Source organism: Caldisericaceae bacterium (genome assembly GCA_036574215.1).
Taxonomy (GTDB): domain Bacteria; phylum Caldisericota; class Caldisericia; order Caldisericales; family Caldisericaceae; genus Caldisericum.
Genome location: JAINCR010000090.1, coordinates 1 through 17,583 on the forward strand (window position 1 = coordinate 1; position 17,583 = coordinate 17,583).

At 37.8% G+C, this 17,583-nt stretch carries 14 protein-coding genes and 2 rRNA genes; 7 read left to right on the top strand and 9 right to left on the bottom strand.

Annotated elements, in window-relative coordinates; all coding sequences use genetic code 11:
* The 3 genes from K6343_05485 to K6343_05495 all read right to left on the bottom strand — a co-directional run.
* Positions 1-2,399, bottom strand: a 23S ribosomal RNA gene (locus tag K6343_05485); the annotation flags it as partial.
* Positions 2,400-2,530: 131 nt separating this feature from the next.
* Positions 2,531-4,085: ribosomal RNA gene (locus tag K6343_05490) — 16S ribosomal RNA — on the bottom strand.
* Between the two features lie 275 nt (positions 4,086-4,360).
* On the bottom strand, positions 4,361-4,960 hold the full coding sequence (locus K6343_05495; protein MEF3245412.1) for an epoxyqueuosine reductase QueH: 600 nt from the start codon (positions 4,958-4,960) through the stop codon (positions 4,361-4,363).
* A 14-nt stretch (positions 4,961-4,974) separates the two neighbouring features.
* Here K6343_05495 and K6343_05500 point away from each other — a divergent pair, with 14 nt between their 5' ends.
* Entirely contained in the window at positions 4,975-5,445 is a 471-nt protein-coding gene (locus K6343_05500; protein MEF3245413.1) for a divergent PAP2 family protein, read from the top strand.
* Here K6343_05500 and K6343_05505 read toward each other — a convergent pair.
* A complete protein-coding gene (locus K6343_05505) occupies positions 5,438-6,952 on the bottom strand; it encodes a YifB family Mg chelatase-like AAA ATPase (GenBank protein MEF3245414.1) in 1,515 nt (504 codons plus the stop codon). The two genes, K6343_05500 and K6343_05505, sit on opposite strands and share 8 nt — an antisense overlap.
* Positions 6,953-6,954: 2 nt before the next feature.
* Positions 6,955-7,980, bottom strand: coding sequence for a bis-aminopropyl spermidine synthase family protein (locus tag K6343_05510; GenBank protein MEF3245415.1), 1,026 nt, complete (start codon positions 7,978-7,980; stop codon positions 6,955-6,957).
* Positions 7,981-8,070: 90 nt separating this feature from the next.
* Here K6343_05510 and acpS point away from each other — a divergent pair, with 90 nt between their 5' ends.
* From acpS to K6343_05525, 3 genes are read left to right on the top strand one after another with little or no spacing between them, the layout of a single operon-like run.
* Positions 8,071-8,403, top strand: a complete 333-nt coding sequence (acpS, locus tag K6343_05515) for a holo-ACP synthase (protein MEF3245416.1) — start codon at positions 8,071-8,073, stop codon at positions 8,401-8,403.
* Complete coding sequence (locus K6343_05520) at positions 8,400-9,968, top strand: NAD(P)H-hydrate dehydratase (protein ID MEF3245417.1); 1,569 nt, start codon at positions 8,400-8,402, stop codon at positions 9,966-9,968. The genes acpS and K6343_05520 overlap by 4 nt, the downstream gene beginning before the upstream one ends.
* Complete coding sequence (locus K6343_05525) at positions 9,943-11,025, top strand: hypothetical protein (GenBank protein MEF3245418.1); 1,083 nt, start codon at positions 9,943-9,945, stop codon at positions 11,023-11,025. The genes K6343_05520 and K6343_05525 overlap by 26 nt, the downstream gene beginning before the upstream one ends.
* On the opposite strand, the gene K6343_05530 is transcribed toward K6343_05525, so the two are convergent.
* On the bottom strand, positions 10,993-11,421 hold the full coding sequence (locus K6343_05530) for a metal-dependent hydrolase (GenBank protein ID MEF3245419.1): 429 nt from the start codon (positions 11,419-11,421) through the stop codon (positions 10,993-10,995). The two genes, K6343_05525 and K6343_05530, sit on opposite strands and share 33 nt — an antisense overlap.
* A gap of 48 nt (positions 11,422-11,469) precedes the next feature.
* Here K6343_05530 and K6343_05535 point away from each other — a divergent pair, with 48 nt between their 5' ends.
* Positions 11,470-12,105 carry an MBL fold metallo-hydrolase gene (locus tag K6343_05535; GenBank protein MEF3245420.1) on the top strand — a complete coding sequence of 212 codons (636 nt, stop codon included), beginning with the start codon at positions 11,470-11,472 and terminating at the stop codon, positions 12,103-12,105.
* A gap of 422 nt (positions 12,106-12,527) precedes the next feature.
* Here the strand turns inward: K6343_05535 and lgt are convergent, their stop codons facing one another.
* From lgt to K6343_05550, 3 genes are read right to left on the bottom strand one after another with little or no spacing between them, the layout of a single operon-like run.
* Positions 12,528-13,325, bottom strand: a complete 798-nt coding sequence (gene lgt / locus K6343_05540; GenBank protein ID MEF3245421.1) for a prolipoprotein diacylglyceryl transferase — start codon at positions 13,323-13,325, stop codon at positions 12,528-12,530.
* A gap of 12 nt (positions 13,326-13,337) precedes the next feature.
* On the bottom strand, positions 13,338-14,888 hold the full coding sequence (locus K6343_05545) for an ATP-binding protein (GenBank protein ID MEF3245422.1): 1,551 nt from the start codon (positions 14,886-14,888) through the stop codon (positions 13,338-13,340).
* Entirely contained in the window at positions 14,881-15,462 is a 582-nt protein-coding gene (locus K6343_05550; protein ID MEF3245423.1) for a hypothetical protein, read from the bottom strand. The genes K6343_05545 and K6343_05550 overlap by 8 nt, the downstream gene beginning before the upstream one ends.
* A gap of 53 nt (positions 15,463-15,515) precedes the next feature.
* On the opposite strand from K6343_05550, the gene K6343_05555 reads away from it, so the two are divergent.
* Entirely contained in the window at positions 15,516-16,358 is an 843-nt protein-coding gene (locus K6343_05555) for a bifunctional 5,10-methylenetetrahydrofolate dehydrogenase/5,10-methenyltetrahydrofolate cyclohydrolase (GenBank protein ID MEF3245424.1), read from the top strand.
* Between the two features lie 10 nt (positions 16,359-16,368).
* Positions 16,369-17,577 carry an adenosylhomocysteinase gene (locus K6343_05560; GenBank protein MEF3245425.1) on the top strand — a complete coding sequence of 403 codons (1,209 nt, stop codon included), beginning with the start codon at positions 16,369-16,371 and terminating at the stop codon, positions 17,575-17,577.
* Positions 17,578-17,583: the final 6 nt, after the last annotated feature.

Consider the following 17,583-nt stretch of genomic DNA (forward strand, 5'->3'; position numbering starts at 1 on the left):
CCTCCGTTACCTTTTAGGAGGCGACCGCCCCAGTCAAACTGCCCGCCTGACATTGTCCTCCCTCCCGATTAGGGAATGGAGTTAGAACTTCAGTATACCAAGTGTGGTATTCCACCGCTGGCTCCCCTAGAGCTGGCGCCCTAGGTTCTCAGCCTCCCACATATCCTATACATAGTATACCGAAGTTCAGTATCAGGGTACAGTAAAGCTCCACGGGGTCTTTCCGTCCTGCTACGGGTAGGCCGCGTCTGCACGACCACCGTTATTTCACCGAATTCCTCTTCGAGACGGCGCTCAGATCGTTACGCTTTTCATGCGCGTCGGAACTTACCCGACAAGGTATTTCGCTACCTTAGGACCGTTATAGTTACGGCCGCCGTTCACCGGGGCTTAAGTTCGGAGCTTCGCCAGCTTGCGCTAGCTAACCCCTCCCTATAACCTTCCGGCACCGGGCAAGCGTCGGCCCCTATACGTCGTCTTAACGACTTAGCAGAGACCTGTGTTTTTGTTAAACAGTCGCCTGAGCCTGTTTACTGAGACCCGAAAGAGCAGAAAGAAGCTAAGTTCCTTCCACCCCTTCAGGCACCCCTTCTCCCGAAGTTACGGGGCAAACTTGCCGAGTTCCTTGAAGAGGATTCTTTCGAACGCCTTAGGAGCGTGCTCCTCGTCTACCTGTGTTGGATTGCGGTACGGGCGCATACTTTCCTCGTTAGAGGTTTTTCTCGTGAGCATGGAATCAACCACTTCACCTTGCGGCTCCCCATCGCTTCTCAGAGTTAACGCATCCAGGGATTTGCCTCCAGATGCCTCCTACCAGCTTGGACGTGGACGACCAGAACCACGCTTGGTCTATCCTTCTCCGTCACCCCATCCTGATAACGGAAAATATGCGGTACAGGAATATTAACCTGTTGTCCATCACCTACGCCTTTCGGCCTCGGCTTAGGCCCGACTAACCCTGGGCGGACGAACCTTCCCCAGGAAACCTTAGACTTACGGCGGCAGGGATTCTCACCCTGCTTTTCGTTACTCAACCCAAGATTCTCACTTCTATCCACTCCAGCACTCCTTACGGTATGCCTTCTCTGTGGATAGAACGCTCGCCTACCGCTTAAGATACCCAAAGATATCTTAAACCCGCTGCTTCGGTAGTAGACTTAGCCCCGAACATTTTCGGCGCAGGACCGCTCGACTAGTGAGCTGTTACGCACTCTTTAAAGGATAGCTGCTTCTGAGCTAACCTCCTAGCTGTCTAAGCAGTCCCACATCCTTTGATGCACTTAGTCTACTTTAGGGACCTTAGCAGACGATCTGGGTTGTTTCCCTACTCGACGATGGACCTTAGAGCCCACCGACTCACTGGTAGGATACGGCAACACGGCATTCAAAGTTTGGTTGGGTTCGGAAGTCTGGTAAGACCCCTAGCCCATCCAGAGCTCTACCTCCATGTGCTAATTACCTACCGCTGCACCTAAATGCATTTCGGCGAGAACTAGCTATCTCCAGGTTCGGTTAGAATTTCTCTCCTACCCACAGCTCATCCGACGAGTTTTTTCCCCCGACCGGTTCGGGCCTCCACGGGCTCTTACACCCGTTTCACCCTGGCCATGGGTTGGCCACCTGGTTTCGAGTCTGATGACAGCGACTAGACGCCCTATTCGGACTCGCTTTCGCTACGGCTCCAGGTTTCACCCCTTAGCCTTGCCACTGCCATCAACTCCTTGGGTCATACTTCAATAGGCACGCAGTCAGGCTGAAGCATTGCTGCTCCATAGCCCTCCTACCCATTGTAGGCACATGATTTCAGAATCTATTTCACTCCCCTCCCGGGGTTCTTTTCACCTTTCCCTCGCGGTACTATGTTCACTATCGGTTGCCGGAGTATTTAGCCTTGGAAGGTGGTCCTCCCTGATTCCCGCGGGGTTCCACGTGTCCCGCGGTACTTGGGATCAAGCCTAGGAGTAAATTGTTTTTCGCTTACGGGACTATCACCCTCTTTGGTCGCTCTTTCCAAAGCGTTCAACTAAACAATTCATTTTTAACTCCACTTTCCCCTCGCGGGGGGAAAATGACTTGTCCCACTACCCCACTTGTGCAACGCCCGCGAGCTTCTGCACACAAGTGGTTTGGGCTATTCCCCTTTCGCTCGCCACTACTCAGGGAATCTCGGTTGATTTCTTTTCCTTGTGGTACTAAGATGTTTCAGTTCCCACGGTTCCCCTCTTTACCCTATGTATTCAGGTAAAGATGTACGAGTTTGGCTCGTACGAGTTTCCTCATTCGGAGATCCACGGATCAAAGCTTGTCTTGCAGCTCCCCGTGGCCTATCGCAGGCTTGCTGCGTCCTTCATCGGCTCCGTGCACCAAGGCATCCGTCATGTGCCCTTACTAATTTACTATACCCATTTGCAGTTTTCAAGGTACAATCAAACAATTTTAGCGGAGGGACTGTGCCCTCAAAACTAAACAGCGAAAACTAGGATTAAAATTTTCAAAGAAAATAACACACCTTTTTCAAAAAGCTCCTTAGAAAGGAGGTGATCCAGGCGCACGTTCTCGTACACCTACCTTGTTACGACTTCACCCTCCTCATCACGCACACCTTCGGAACTCACAGAGCCCCTTCTGGTGCACGCAACTCGGGTGGTGTGACGGGCGGTGTGTACAAGACCCGGGAACGTATTCATCGCCGTATAGCTGACCGGCGGTTACTAGCAACTCCAGCTTCATGAAGGTAAATTGCAACCTTCAATCCGTACTGGGGACAGTTTTTTGCGATTAGCTCCCCATCGCTGGTTCGCAACGCATTGTCCTGACCATTGTCGCATGTGTGTAGCCCTGGGCATAAGGGCCATGAGGATTTGACGTCATCCCCACCTTCCTCCAGCTTATCGCTGGCAGTCCCATTAGAGTGCATAAGCCAAAGCTTATTAGCAACTAATGGCAGGGGTTGCGCTCGTTCACGGACTTAACCGTACATCTTACGACACGAGCTGACGACAACCATGCAGCACCTGTGCATGTGCCATAGGGTGTAACCCCTATGGGGAGCCGAGTTTCTTCGGCTTTTCACATGCATGTCAAGCCCAGGTGAGGTTCTTCGTGTAGCATCGAATTAAACCACATGCCTCGCTGCTTGTGCGGGTCCCCGTCAATTCCTTTGAGTTTCAACCTTGCGGCCGTACTACCCAGGTGGGGTGCTTAACGCGTTAGCTCCGGCACTGAAGGAATTACCCTCCAACACCAAGCACCCATTGTTTAGGGCGTGGACTACCAGGGTATCTAATCCTGTTTGCTACCCACGCTTTCGTACCTGAGCGTCAGAGACAGGCCAGGGAGTCGCCTTCGCTACTGGTGTTCCTCCCGATATCTACGGATTTTACCCCTACACCGGGAATTCCACTCCCCTCTCCTGCTCTCTAGACTTGCAGTTTTGGATGCAAGCTCAAGGTTAAGCCCTGAGTTTTTACATCCAACTTACAAATCCGCCTGCGTACCCTTTACACCCAGTAATTCCGGATAACGCTCGCCCCCTACGTTTTACCGCAGCTGCTGGCACGTAGTTGGCTGGGGCTTATTCGCAAGGTACCATCAAGGATAGTGCCCTATTCGAACACTTCCCTTTTTCCCTTGCAAAAGGAGTTTACGACCTTTCGGCCTTCATCCTCCACGCGGCGTCGCTGGTTCAGGCTTTCGCCCATTGACCAATATTCCCCACTGCTGCCTCCCGTAGGAGTCTGGGCCGTGTCTCAGTCCCAATGTGGCTGACCACCCTCTCAGGCCAGCTACCCGTCGTAGCCTTGGTAAGCCGTTACCTCACCAACTAGCTGATAGGAGATGAGCTCATCCCAAAGCGATAGCTTACGCCATCTTTCTTTAGAAAACCGAAGTTTTCTAACATTATCGGGTATTACCCACCCTTTCGAGTGGCTATCCCCGTCTTCGGGGTAGATTGCTCATCCATTACTCACCCGTTTGCCGCTAAGAAGATCTCCATGTTGCCATGGAAATCTTCTCCGCTCGACTTGCATGTGTAAGGCACGCCGCCAGCGTTCATCCTGAGCCAGGATCAAACTCTCCGAAAATATTTAAGGGTCCTAATTTCGCTGTTTAGTTTTCAAGGTACAATCCACTAAAACCAACTTGCCTATCTTAGGCATTATACATTTTACTACTTATTTTTTTTCTGTCAAGAGGTAAACTCTTAACAGTTTTTTATTTTGCTTACACTCTGTTTTGAGTCTCAGCGATTACAATAATAGCAAAAAAGAAATTTTAAGTCAAGAGGGTAGAGAGGGAATTTTGAAAAAAAATTCAAAATTCTATTTAGATACGATAAAAACTACATTAAAAGGCAATTTTATGAACCCTTGCGGTTAAATTTGGAGAAAATGCAACCGCAGTAATTCTGCCTGTAAAGATTATAAAACCTGCTTAAAATAACGCTTGATTTAAACCCATTTCTTTTTTTGAAATCTACATACAAAAATTTAACATGTTCTTTTACTTCAATCTCTTTTGCGATTTCAAATACCCAGTCCGATCGTTTATGTGGACTGATTGTAATAGTAGTGGTAAAGTAATCAAAATTCATTGTTTTAGCAAGTTTTGCAGTTACTTCAAGCCGTTCCCTATAACAGAGAAAACACCTATAGCTACCTTCTTCGTCATTTTTAAAATCATCTACCATCGAGAACCATTTTTTGATAACATCAAAGTAATAATCCCCTTTAATAAGTGGAAAACTTAAAATCTTTGAAAGTTTAACAACTTCATTAAGTCTTTTTTCGTATTCACTTATTGGATGTATGTTTGGATTGTAAAAAAAGCCAGTTACATCGTAATGCCTTCCTCTTAAATATAAAACTGGGTAAGTTGCATCTGGTGCACAACATATATGTAAAAGAACTTTCTCAAAATTTCCATAAGGTAAAAGGGTTTTAAGATTTTTCTCCTTCATGGTAAAATTATAGCATGAAAGTGATAAATGAGATATTAGAAAACAATATCTTAATTGCCTCGATTATTTCAAACATTTCAGCGCAATTTCTAAAGGTGATATTTTCCTACATTATTGAAAAAAAATGGGATTGGCAACTTCTTATCTCAACGGGCGGAAGACCAAGCTCCCACACAGCAACGGTAACAACCCTTACAGTCCTATTAGGAGCAAAATACGGGTTTAATTCACCATACTTTACAATTGCATTCGTTTTTTCTTCAATTGTTATAGTTGATGCTCTTTCTGTAAGAAAAGAGGTCGGAAAACACGCAGAACTACTAAACGAATTTTTCTTTGAGACATCTATCGGAAAAAGGCTAAGAGATATTTTAGAGGTTGAGGCGTTTAAAGAACTTATAGGACACTCTTTTATAGAAGTTTTGATGGGCTTTCTTTTTGGTTTATTAGTTGGTGTAGTAGATATTGTATGGTTCCTCAAATAGAAAGATTAAACCTGTATTGTAAGGCTTCTGCAAGGTGAGGTAAACAGACGGAAGCACTTCCTTCAAGGTCTGCTATAGTGCGTGCAACCTTTAGAATTTTGTCATAACTTCTTCCAGTTAGCCCGAGTTTAGATGAAATGTTTTCCAAGAAAGCCTTCTCTTCGTTACCTAATTTAATAAACTCTTTAATTGATCTCGGAGTTAAGGAAGCGTTGTTTTTAATGGAAGTATTAGCGTATCTTCGGTTTTGAATTTCTCTTGCTTTTATTACTCTTTCTCTTATTTCTTTAGAAGTTTCACTCTTATTTTCTCCTACAAGCTCATTTGGTAAAAGTCTAGGCACATCAACCTGCAAATCAAATCTATCCCAAATTGGACCTGATACCCTGTTTCTGTATCTTCTTATCTCAGAAATCGAGCAGGTGCATGGGTGTTCTGGGTCTCCATACCAACCACACGGACAAGGATTCATTGCTGCAACAAGCATAAAATTAGCTGGAAATTGTAGTCTCTCTTTCGCCCTTGCAATAACAATGTGTCCATCCTCCATGGGTTGCCTAAGAGATTCTAAGACTTCTCTTTTAAATTCTGGGAACTCATCAAGGAATAGCACCCCATTGTGTGCTAAACTCACCTCACCGGGTTTAACTGGGTTACCTCCTCCAATAATTGAAGGAAGTGTAGCAGAAGAATGAGGTGAACGGAATGGCCGTTTGTTAATAAAGCCGTTATTAAGCATATTAGAGACACTGTAAATCTTTGAAATCTCAATTGATTCTTCTTTTGTTAATGGAGGAAAAATCGTAGGGATCCTTCTTGCAATGAGTGTTTTTCCAGAACCAGGACTGCCAACCATCACCAAGTTGTGGCCGCCTGCAACTGCAATTTCTACAGCTCTTTTTGCTTGTATCTGACCTTTTATATCAGAAAAATCTTCTTCAAAATTATAATCTTCCTTAAGAAGATCGTTTATATCTTTTTTAATGGGTTCTAAAACTCTATCACCGTTAAAAAACTCTACAACTTCTTTTATGTGCTTTACAAAATAAACATCCACATTATCTAACACACTAATTTCATCAACTAAATCAAAAGGAGCAATAACTTTTGATCCTTTCTTAAGTTCGGAAACCATAGGCAAAGCACCAATTATTTTACGGATACTTCCATCAAGAGATAGTTCACCAATAAAATAAAAATCGGAAACAGCATTCTTATCTTTTATGGCACCAATATCCAAAAGTATTGCTATGGCAATTGGTAAATCAAAATAGGAGCCTTCCTTTCTTACATCAGCTGGTGCAAGATTTACAACAATTTTTTTAATTGGAAAATCATACCCTGAATTTTTTATGGCACTTCTAACTCTATCTTTAGATTCTTCAATACTTTCAGCAGGAAGCCCTACAATTGTAAAAGAGGGCATACCTGCACCAATATCAACCTCTACTAAAACTTCAAAACCTTCCAATCCGTGAATGCTTATTGTTTTTACTTTCGAAAGCATTATTATGGCCTCACTACGTAAGTTTCGTCATCAAAATAGAGGTCTCTCCCCCATTCTAAATCTTCCGTAAATTTTGGATTAGGTTTATCAATTAACTCAACCCTTATAAAAGTTGATCTGTACCAAAGTTTATATGGAGGATTAACTTTTACAGGAGACTTCTCCACAACATAGTAATGCTCGTGCAAAATCCTTTCTCCTACAAGTAAGTATCCGTTAAAATCTCTTAAAGCATCCGTTATTACAAGATTCATTTCAAGTAGATTTTTCTCAACTTCATGCCATTTCTTTAAGGAAGACTCAAGATGGCTTAAACCAAAATACCCTGAGGATTTTTCTCCTTTAAGTGTGATTGCACATCTTGATAAGAAAAGCACCATCCCTTTTACTGTTTCAACTGGGTCGGTAAGAAAAACGTCAAATTTACCAACAAAATCTTCTTTGATTCTATCCTTTGCGTTATATAAGAAGGCTTCCAAATTGAGATTATGCCTTTTTGCAACAGTGTTAATATAATCAATTATCCTTTTATCCACATCTAACACAACGATCCTTTTCGGAAGATTTGTTAAAGCAAAGGCAACACTTGTTAAATCATCATCACCTAAAAATAGGATTTCTTTACCCTCAAGATCTCCTCTTTCGTAAACAAATTCAAGGCGTCGAATGGAATTTTCTTCTGGCACTACACCTTGGTCGAATTCTGTTGTCTCAGAGGGTCTACTTGCAAATATCTCGGAGAATTTTTCTAAAACTTCTTTAAATTTAGTTGTGTCGTATAAGAGTCCTTTGCAAGACGGACATTTTGTTTCTATATAGGGAATTGCATGAGATTCTTTTAAATAATCAATTCCTTTTGGAGTAATTTTAATTAGAGTTTCTTCAAAATCTATAAGATTATGTTTCTTAAGCGATTCCAAAGTATCGTAAAATCCTTTAATGTCGTTATCGTAATGTATTAAAAGTTCCCAAATATCCAAAGGATTCTTCCATAGTGCTCTTAAAATTTCTAATTCTTCTCTTTTCATAGGCATCTCCTTAAAATTTAATAACTCATACTCATTCTATCAAAAGTATTTTATTTTTAAAAATTACGCTTTTTGTTATAATGAGTTGTGATGATAAAAGGAGTGGGTGTTGATATTGTAAACTTAAAAAGAATTGAAAAGCTTCTTCAATGTTATGGTAAGAAATTTCTGGAAAGGGTGTTATGTAAAGAGGAAATAGAAGAAGCTAACAAAAGAGAAAATAAAGCAGAGTTTGTTGGTGGCAGATTTGCAGTTAAAGAGGCAATTAAAAAAGCTTTCGATAAAAACATTTCTTTTAAAGAAATCTGCATCTTACAAAATGCCGATGGGAAAATTTTTTTACGGGGTTATCAAAATGTATTTATCTCCATTTCTCATGAGAAAGATTTTGCAATAGGACTTGCAATAAGGGTTGAAATATGAAAGTAGCGACTAAAGAAGAAATTTCACAACTCGATAAACTTGCAGTATCACTTGGCTTGACTAGTGAAATCCTAATGGAAAATGCTTCATCTTCAGTATTTCACTTTATCGAGAACAAAATCGGGTTTAATAATAAATTCCTTGTTTTTGCTGGTCCAGGCAACAACGGAGGAGATGCACTTGCAGTTGCAAGAAAACTCTCGTCACATTTTGCAAAAGTAACAGTTTGTTTAGTTACTAACAAAAATAAATTCAAAGACCTTGCTTTAAAGAATCTTGAAATTCTTACTAACTATCCTATAGAGATATTGGAATACAATGGAGTTAATAGGGTCATCCTACACGAATTAGCAACAAGCACTGTAATTATTGACGGTATTTTCGGTGTGGGTTTAAATAGACCCATCGATGGAAAATTAAAAGAACTCATTATGGAAATAAATAATTCAGGGAAAAGTATTATTGCTGTTGATATTCCCTCAGGAATAGACGCAAACAACGGCCAAATTCTCAGTGTTGCGGTAAAAGCCAACTATACAATAACCTTTGGCCTACCAAAGAGAGGCTTTTTTTCATACCCAGGGAACGAATACGTAGGAAAACTAATTGTTTCACATATATCGTATCCTCCTCAACTAACAGATTCAGAAAATATAAATGTTCAAATACACTATGTAGAACCCATGCAACAAAGAGATAGAAACGCACATAAAGGAAGCCTTGGGAAAGCCTTATTCATTGCAGGGTCAGACAAGTATTTTGGTGCACCTTTTTTCAACTCACTATCTTTTATAAAAGGTGGGGGTGGGGTTTCATTCCTTGCAACAACCGAAAGTGTAGGAAAAGTTGTTTTAGCAAGCGCAAAAGAAGTAGTGTTAATGCCAATGATTGAATCCGAAAACCATACGGTATCGGCAAAAAATATACAAAAATTAGTCGAATTTTCTTCAAATGTTGACATCGTTGCAATTGGTTCTGGGCTTTCAATTGATGAAGATACAGAAAAGCTTGTTATTGAAACTATCAAAAATGTTAAAAAACCAGTTATTGTTGATGGAGATGGTCTTACAATACTCTCAAGGCACTTAGAAGTGCTTAAAGAAAGAAATTATGAAACAATTCTTACACCTCATATAGGTGAATTTTCAAGGTTGATAATGCAACCGAGAGAGAATATAGAAAAAGATAGGTTCTCATACCTTTTTGAAGCAATGAAAAGTTTAAATTCAATCATTGTCCTTAAAGGTCCTAATACACTCATTGGTGCAGATGGCAAAATATACATAAATACATCTGGTAACCCTGTTCTTGCAACACCTGGGAGCGGAGATATTCTCGTTGGATTAATCGCTTCACAAGTAGTTAGGAAAAATAATGTTTTAGATGGAGTTATCCTTGGGGTTTACCTTCATGGACTTATATCCGACCTAATCCAAAAAAATTATAAGGAAGGAATTACTTCTTCAGAAATTTTGGAAAATATAAAAGTTGCAGTAAAGTATTATGAGGAAAATTATGAAGCAATAAAGGAGGGTTTTTATGAGGGAAAACGAAATTTACGATAGGAGGGATATAATTAAATACCAACTCAGAGTAAATCCTTATTCGCATATATTAAATCTTTTGCTCCTCTCTTACAGTTTACTTTTACGTGATTTTAAAACAATCGAAGACTATTCTGAAAGACTCTCAATTGACAGTCCTAATCCCTGCACACATTACGAACTGTTTAGGGGAATTAACTATCTTAATAAAGGCAATATAAAAGATGCAAATGTTGCTTTTAAATACGCTTTAAATATTGATCCCGAAAACCATTATTCTTACTTATTCAAAGGTTTAGTAAATTTGAAAGAAGGAAAATCCGCAAAAGAACTCTTTGCAAAGGCAATATCTTTTGCAACTCCTTATGATAGGAACGCTTTAATTTCTATAACAAACGAGAAAGAAGATGAAAAACTTACAATAATATTTTCTGAAGAAAACCTTGCAAGAAAAGAATTTGTGAATGTTATTGAAGAACTTGCAAAATCAAGTCCCAATGATCCGATATTTAAAATTGGACTTGCAGAAGCATACTATAAAATAGGTAATTATGAGAAAATCCTTAAAGTCTTAGAAAGTGTTTTTACTTCGTTCCCAGATTACCCGCATGCTTTATTTCTTACAGGTAAGATTTTAGACGAATATCTTAATAACCAAAACAAAGCAAATGAATACTTTAAAAAAGCTTTTAAAGCAAATCCTCTTTCCAAATACCAATGGATAAACTTAGATTTAGAAACTATAAACGAACCAAAAGAAGACGAATTTCAAGAATTAATTACACTCTTTAAAAACGAAAAACCTATCATAGGTTATTTTGAAGAAAAATACAAAGAATTAGCTTTTGAAAAAGAAACTGTAAAAATGGTAAACGAACCCCAAAAGATAGAGATTAAAAAAGAAGAAGTTAAAGAACCTGTGAGTAAAGAAAATGAAGAACCTAAAGAAAAGGAAATCAAGGCTGAATTAGATGAGAAACAAGCAATTGAATACGGGATTAAACTATTAAAAGATGGGAAATACAAAGAAGCAACAGAATTTTTCTTAAAAAAGCTTAAGGAATCTCAAAACAAATAAGAATAAAAAAAGAATCCCCAAATTTTTATCAATACTACTGCCTGTTTTTATTCTCATTAAGTTGAATCTGTTTTTACTTATTGGGTAAAGAATTGGCACCCCACTTACCGTAAGAAAATCTAAAAAAATATGAGAAAGATAACCAATAATAAAGGGAAAAATCATATAATTCCTAAAAATCATATAGTAGAAAAGAAAGATACAAAGAGCAAGAAACGGAGTATGCATTATTCCACGGTGCTTAAACGAAACTCCATTTTTTGATTTCTTTTGGAAACCAGAGTTTATTAAATCAATATCGGGAAACAAACTCCCTGCTCCTACAAGAAAAATATCAACAGGGGTTGCACTCCCAAACAACATCAAACTAAAGGTTAAATGTGTGAAACCAGTCATAGAACAATTTTACCAAAAAAGAGTATAATTTTCTAAGGAGGTGGTAGAATGCGTATTAGATATTTTGGGCATTCAAGTTTTTTAATTGAAACAAATAATCTAAAGGTTCTAACAGATCCGTATGATCCATCGTTGGGGTATAGAGTAAATTTTCCAGAGGTTGACGTAGTTACAATTTCGCACGAACATTTTGACCATAATGCAGTAAAATTTGTTCCAAGATACTCAAAGGTTTTGAAAGGAGAAATAAATGAAGCAATTGGCTCTACCAAGTTTGAAAGTATCCTTGCATATCATGATACAAAACTTGGGCATGAAAGGGGTACTGTAAACCTATTTAAAATAACCGATGATGATGGTGTATCGGTTGTTCATCTATCAGATCTTGGAGATATCAAGTTCAATGAAAAGCAAACAAAGTTTTTAAAAGATGCTAACATTTTTCTTATGCCAGTTGGCGGCTATTACACAATAGGACCTGAAGAAGTAGATAAACTAATAGAAACTTTTAAACCCAAAATTGTAATACCAATGCACTACAAATTAAAAGGCGCAACACTAAACATTAAAACTGTTGATGAATTTTTAAAAGGTAAAGAATTTGAAAAACTTGAAGAATTAGATATTACAAGTAAGACACTAAAAGGAAATAGAATAGTAGTCCTTGAAGCAAATATAAAATAATGTGTGAAGGTAAAAGTATTTCGAAGTAAAACCCCTCTTAGTCATTTCTGAAGGCGTAAGCCCAACGGTGTTGTTCTGACGAAGCGTCTTTTGCCTTTGTGGAGTCATCATTACGAGGCGAATCTCCCCTGCAGTCATTCTGACGAGCGAACTTAGTGAGCTAGGAAGAATCTCATCCTTTAATTCGAGGGGGTGAAATAATCCCCCTCGATACTCCCCCAAAAGAATAAGATCCTTCACAAAGATGGCTCAGGGTGACACAACACGGTACATTCTGAGGAGGCGTCTTTTTGAAGACGAAGAATCTCATACCTTTTATGTTTTTTGTTATTCAGGAAAGAGTTTTGAAAGAGTATCCCTAAAAGATGAGATCCTTCACTTACGCTCAGGATGACAGAGAAAAAAACTCTCAGGATGAACTTTTACTGAACCGTTTGCAATTTTTGCCGCCTATTAAAATAATCAAACAACAACCCAAAAATAACAAAGCCAATAGCAAACCACTGATTAGGTGTTAAGCCAAGAAAATTATTTGGGATATATCTTATAAATTCAATTAAAAATAACATTGGGGAGAAAATTAAAGAAAAGTAAACAAAAAGTTTTCCCTCATGAAGGTTTTTGTTTTTCCTAAGAATTAATAAAAGAATCGCAAAGGTAATAAGACCACTTAAGGCATTCAATAATTGAGCAGGGTAAAGAGGTGTATTTAACAAATCACACTGAGATTTAGGATTTGTAAAAATAAGAGAAAAAGGAAAAAAATTAGGCCACCAATCTGGAACAGGTTTCCCATAGCAACATCCATTGAAAAAGCAGGCAAACTTCCCAATGCCATAACCTATTGATACTCCTAACGCTCCACTATCAAGGACTGTTTTAAAAGGGATCTTGTAAACTCGCGCAAAAATATAAAGACCTAACAAACCACCCAAAAGCATGCCTTCAAACGAAAGACCACCTTCCCAAAATGCCAAGATAGAAATAGGATTTTTTAAGTAAGTTGAAAGATACGGTGAAACAAATACCCAAAAGACCCTTGCTCCTAAGATACCAAAAATAAGTGTAAATATTACAACGTTAAGAAAAGCGTCTTCCTCAACACCTTTTTTAACAACATACTTTAAAGCAGTAAAAATACCTACAATAGAAGCAATTGCAACCAATACCCCATAAGTCCTTAACTGAAATTTTCCAATTTCTATAAGTACTGGAAACATTTTTTACCTCCTTTAATAAATATCATCAACGGCTTTTTTTTCTTTGGTAACATACGTTGCTTTAATTTCTTTAATAAAAGTTTCATCGTATTTTCTTACATTAATTGACATCGGAAACTCTGCTGCAAAGCCAATCACAAGAGCTTGTCCTTGCTCTAATGTAGAAAGCACCCTTGATAACCTTTTCTCATTGCCAACTCCCTGAAATACCGCATCTATATCTTTACTATCCTTAAGTTCCATAACAAAACGTGTGCCAATTTGTGAAAGCACTTCTGGGTCTATTTCACTAGGCCTTTGGTCAATAATAAATAGAGTCACATTAAATTTACGTAATTCACGTGCAATCTTTCCAAAGACATTGTTATATTGATACTGCTTAGATAAAAACTTGTGTGCCTCTTCCACTGCAATAGTAACACGCTTTTTACTACCTTCTTCTTTTACAAACTCGTTGTAGATCCTTCTTGTGAGGATATTTGAAACAAAATAGTATGTAAGCCTATCGTCCCTGTATTTCCCAGAAAACTGCACAACAACACTATTACCTTCCTTCAGATTTTTAATGATACTTTCAATTGAACTTGTTTCATCGGATTGATGAACAAAATCCAATCGGCGCAGTTTCTGAAGGTGTCTTGAGAGAGCATTAAGAGAAGAGAAATCAACACCCAGAGAAGAAGAAATATCTTTCTTTTCTTCTTCACTTTTTTTAGAGTAATCGTTGAGTAAGAAATTAAACCATTCATCTACCTTTTTTGAAGCAACAATTTCAAGAGTCTCGGCAGATTTTTCTGAAAAATCAAGAAGATCTCCTATTAAAACGACATCTTCAACATTAATATCTGAATAAGGAACGACAATATAGTTTGAAGCATCTTTATTCTCAGCTGAAACATCAAAAATTTTAACCTTATCCTTGCATACACTTGCAAGTGATTCAATATAATTTCCTTTTTCATCTTTAGTTTGCAAACCATGTTCGTTATGCATATCAAAGATAAGCAAACTTGAGATATTTTTCTTTATAAGACCTGAAAAAATTATACGCGCAAGAAAAGATTTACCAGAACCTGTTATACCAAAAAGCCCTGTATTACGCATGGCAACTTTTTCTAAATCGATGAACATCTTTGATTGTGATGTAAGTGGTGTTCCAATGTAAAAAGAAGTTTCTTTTTTAGAGATCTTCTGAAAATCCTCATCTTTGGCAAACCGAGCTGTTGAAAAATGGGCAGGAAGTGTTTTTATAGATTTAGAATACGAAGTTTCAGAACTTTTATCAAACATTAAAAAAGGGAAAACACTTATTTCAACATATACAAAAGAGGAAATGGCACTTTTTTCTAAAGTAGTTTTTGGCGGGTCAAAAAATACTTCATCAGTTGTGCTTTCAAGCCTTATATCTTCTATAAGACATAGAAAGTCAAAATTCTTACCTTCAACTACTACATAATCACCAATCCTTATGTTCTCTACATTTACTGATTTGTGTAAACGAAAAGTGAGACCTTCTAAAAACGAGCCAGAAACAATAAAACCAATTGCTTCTCTATCACTCATTTTCGATACCTCTTACAATCTCAATAAGCGATGCAAAATCTTTTACAAAGATATTCGATAACATATCCACTATCTTCTCTTTCAATTCACTCTTTTCTACATCGGAAGTTATTCCCAAAACGTTATTTAAAAAATTTACAATTGCCTTGTTTCTTTTAGGATACTTATGGATATCAATCAAAGAAAGCTCTCTTGCAAGAGGTGAGTCAAATAAAAGTGCTCTAAGCTTCTCTTCCTCTGTTTTGTATAGTAGTAGATTTAAGTAAATAGAATGTCTTAAACTATAAAAATTTTTCCCATCACTTTCAAAAAGAGGAAAGATAACTAACAAATGCCTAATGTATTCTGATAAATGTGGATAAGATTTTGTTAAATCTTCTTCGTTTAAACCAAAAGAACTAACACTCCCATAGGGGAATTCCTGCTCATAAAAAGACTGAAGCACAACAAAAAATGTATTAAAATTATTTTTAGTCTCAAGGATAGTTCCCACGGGTAAATCTATTTTAAAACCAGTTTCAGCAACAATAGTATCAATATCAACCTTTATTATTTCTGCTATATGTTTTTCCATACTTTTATATTATACTTAAAAAACAAATAGAGCTAAAGTAAAGGAGGTAAAAAATGATTATTAACGGAAAAGAGATTGCAAAAAAAATTATGCTTGAATTAAAAAATGAAACAGAAAGCCTTAAGCAAAGATTAATTACACCTTCACTTGCAGTAATTCAAGTTGGAGAAGAAAAGGCCTCGGAAAGTTATGCAAAAAACATCATCAAAGAAGGCGAAAACATTGGTATATATGTAGAATACCACAAATTCAAAAAAGAGATTTCAGAGGGAGAACTCTTATTTAACATAAAAAACCTGAATATGAGAAAAGACATACATGGGATACTTGTTGAATTTCCTCTTCCTGAAGGAATAGACAATAAAAAGGTGTTAGAAACAATACAACCAGAAAAAGATATTGACGGTTTTAACCCGGTTAATTTGGGAAGATTGTTAGAAGGAACTACTTTTTTTGCCCCTGCAACTGCACAGGCAGTTATTGCAGCAATCAAATCTATTGCAACAATTGAAGGGAAACACGCAGTAGTAGTTGGAAGAAGTAATATCGTTGGCAAACCTACGGCAATACTTCTTTTACAAGAAAATGCAACTGTAACAATATGCCATTCTCGCACTAAAAATCTTTCTCAAATTACTCAAATGGCTGACATCCTTGTTGTTTCAGTTGGCAAGCCAAAAATGATAGACAGAAATTATGTTAAAAGAGGAGCAATTGTTATCGATGTAGGTATTAATAAAATAAACGATAAAATTGTTGGTGATGTAGACTTTGATAGTGTGGTAGATGTTGCATCTTACATTACGCCTGTTCCAGGTGGGATTGGAACACTCACAACACTCATGTTATTTAAGAACACAATAAAAGCCTGTAAAATACAAAATAAAATTCCATAGGAGGTTATGAATGAATGAGGGAGAAAAAAAATTAGAATGGGCATATTCCCATATGAAAATCCTTCAACATATTAACGAAGATTTTACAAAGCGTAAGCCTTTTAAAGGCATTAACATTGCGCTTTCAATTCACCTTGAGGCAAAAACAGCAAATCTTGCAATTGTGCTAAAAAACGCCGGTGCAAATATATATGTTTCAGGTTCAAATCCTCTTACCACCCAAAACGACGTTGTTGAAGCACTTAAAAAATTTGGTATCACTGTGTTTGCTTGGTACAATGAGACAGATGAAGAACATTTAGAAAATATCAATAAAACACTTGATGTAAAACCGCACATAGTAATTGACGACGGAGGAGACCTTGTTAATCTTTTACATACAAAAAGAAAAGAACTTCTAAAAAATGTAATTGGAGCTTGCGAAGAGACTACCACTGGCATAACAAGAGATAAAGCCTTAGAGAATGCAAAACTCCTTAAATTTCCAGTGGTAGCAGTAAACAACGGTAAATGTAAACATCTTTTTGACAATAGATATGGCACGGGACAATCCACATGGGATGGAATAATGAGAACAACAAATATGAATATAGCAGGTAAAAATGTGGTTGTTGCAGGTTTTGGTTGGGTTGGTAAAGGTGTTGCTATGCGGGCAAGAGGATTGGGAGCAAAGGTAATAATTACTGAGGTTGACCCTATCAAGGCAATAGAAGCGTATATGGATGGTTACGAAGTTATGGAAATGAAAGAGGCAGTTAAGATAGGTGACATTTTCGTTACAACAACAGGCAACACGAATGTTATTGATTCAAGACATTTTGAATACTTAAAAGATGGTGCAATTCTCTCAAATGCTGGTCATTTCAATGTTGAAGTTAAAATCGACGAACTTGAAAAGATAAAAGTATCAAAAAGAGAGGTAAGAAAAAATATCCTTGAGTACACTCTCCCAAACAAAAGAAGTATCTATGTTCTTGGGGAAGGCAGACTTGTAAATCTTGCCTGCGCCGATGGTCATCCAATTGAAATTATGGATCTGTCTTTCTCACTTCAGGCGTTATCTTCTGAATACTTACTTAAAAACAAGTTAGAAAATAAAGTATACGATGTGCCCGAGGAAATTGACCTCAAAGTTGCAAATGCTTTTCTTAAGGCAAATAATATCAAAATTGACAAATTAACAAAGAAACAGGTTGATTACCTTACAAAACCGCACTAAAGTTAA

Bases quoted from the DNA above. Each gene is read 5' to 3' on its own strand.
- K6343_05505 (MEF3245414.1), bottom strand. From the start codon at position 6,952: ATGCTTTCGAAAGTAAAAACAATAAGCATTCACGGATTGGAAGGTTTT.
- K6343_05500 (MEF3245413.1), top strand. From the start codon at position 4,975: ATGAAAGTGATAAATGAGATATTAGAAAACAATATCTTAATTGCCTCG.
- K6343_05545 (MEF3245422.1), bottom strand. From the start codon at position 14,888: ATGAGTGATAGAGAAGCAATTGGTTTTATTGTTTCTGGCTCGTTTTTA.
- K6343_05510 (MEF3245415.1), bottom strand. From the start codon at position 7,980: ATGAAAAGAGAAGAATTAGAAATTTTAAGAGCACTATGGAAGAATCCT.
- K6343_05525 (MEF3245418.1), top strand. From the start codon at position 9,943: ATGAGGGAAAACGAAATTTACGATAGGAGGGATATAATTAAATACCAA.
- K6343_05495 (MEF3245412.1), bottom strand. From the start codon at position 4,960: ATGAAGGAGAAAAATCTTAAAACCCTTTTACCTTATGGAAATTTTGAG.
- K6343_05550 (MEF3245423.1), bottom strand. From the start codon at position 15,462: ATGGAAAAACATATAGCAGAAATAATAAAGGTTGATATTGATACTATT.
- K6343_05555 (MEF3245424.1), top strand. From the start codon at position 15,516: ATGATTATTAACGGAAAAGAGATTGCAAAAAAAATTATGCTTGAATTA.
- lgt (MEF3245421.1), bottom strand. From the start codon at position 13,325: ATGTTTCCAGTACTTATAGAAATTGGAAAATTTCAGTTAAGGACTTAT.
- K6343_05530 (MEF3245419.1), bottom strand. From the start codon at position 11,421: ATGACTGGTTTCACACATTTAACCTTTAGTTTGATGTTGTTTGGGAGT.
- K6343_05560 (MEF3245425.1), top strand. From the start codon at position 16,369: ATGAATGAGGGAGAAAAAAAATTAGAATGGGCATATTCCCATATGAAA.
- acpS (MEF3245416.1), top strand. From the start codon at position 8,071: ATGATAAAAGGAGTGGGTGTTGATATTGTAAACTTAAAAAGAATTGAA.
- K6343_05520 (MEF3245417.1), top strand. From the start codon at position 8,400: ATGAAAGTAGCGACTAAAGAAGAAATTTCACAACTCGATAAACTTGCA.
- K6343_05535 (MEF3245420.1), top strand. From the start codon at position 11,470: ATGCGTATTAGATATTTTGGGCATTCAAGTTTTTTAATTGAAACAAAT.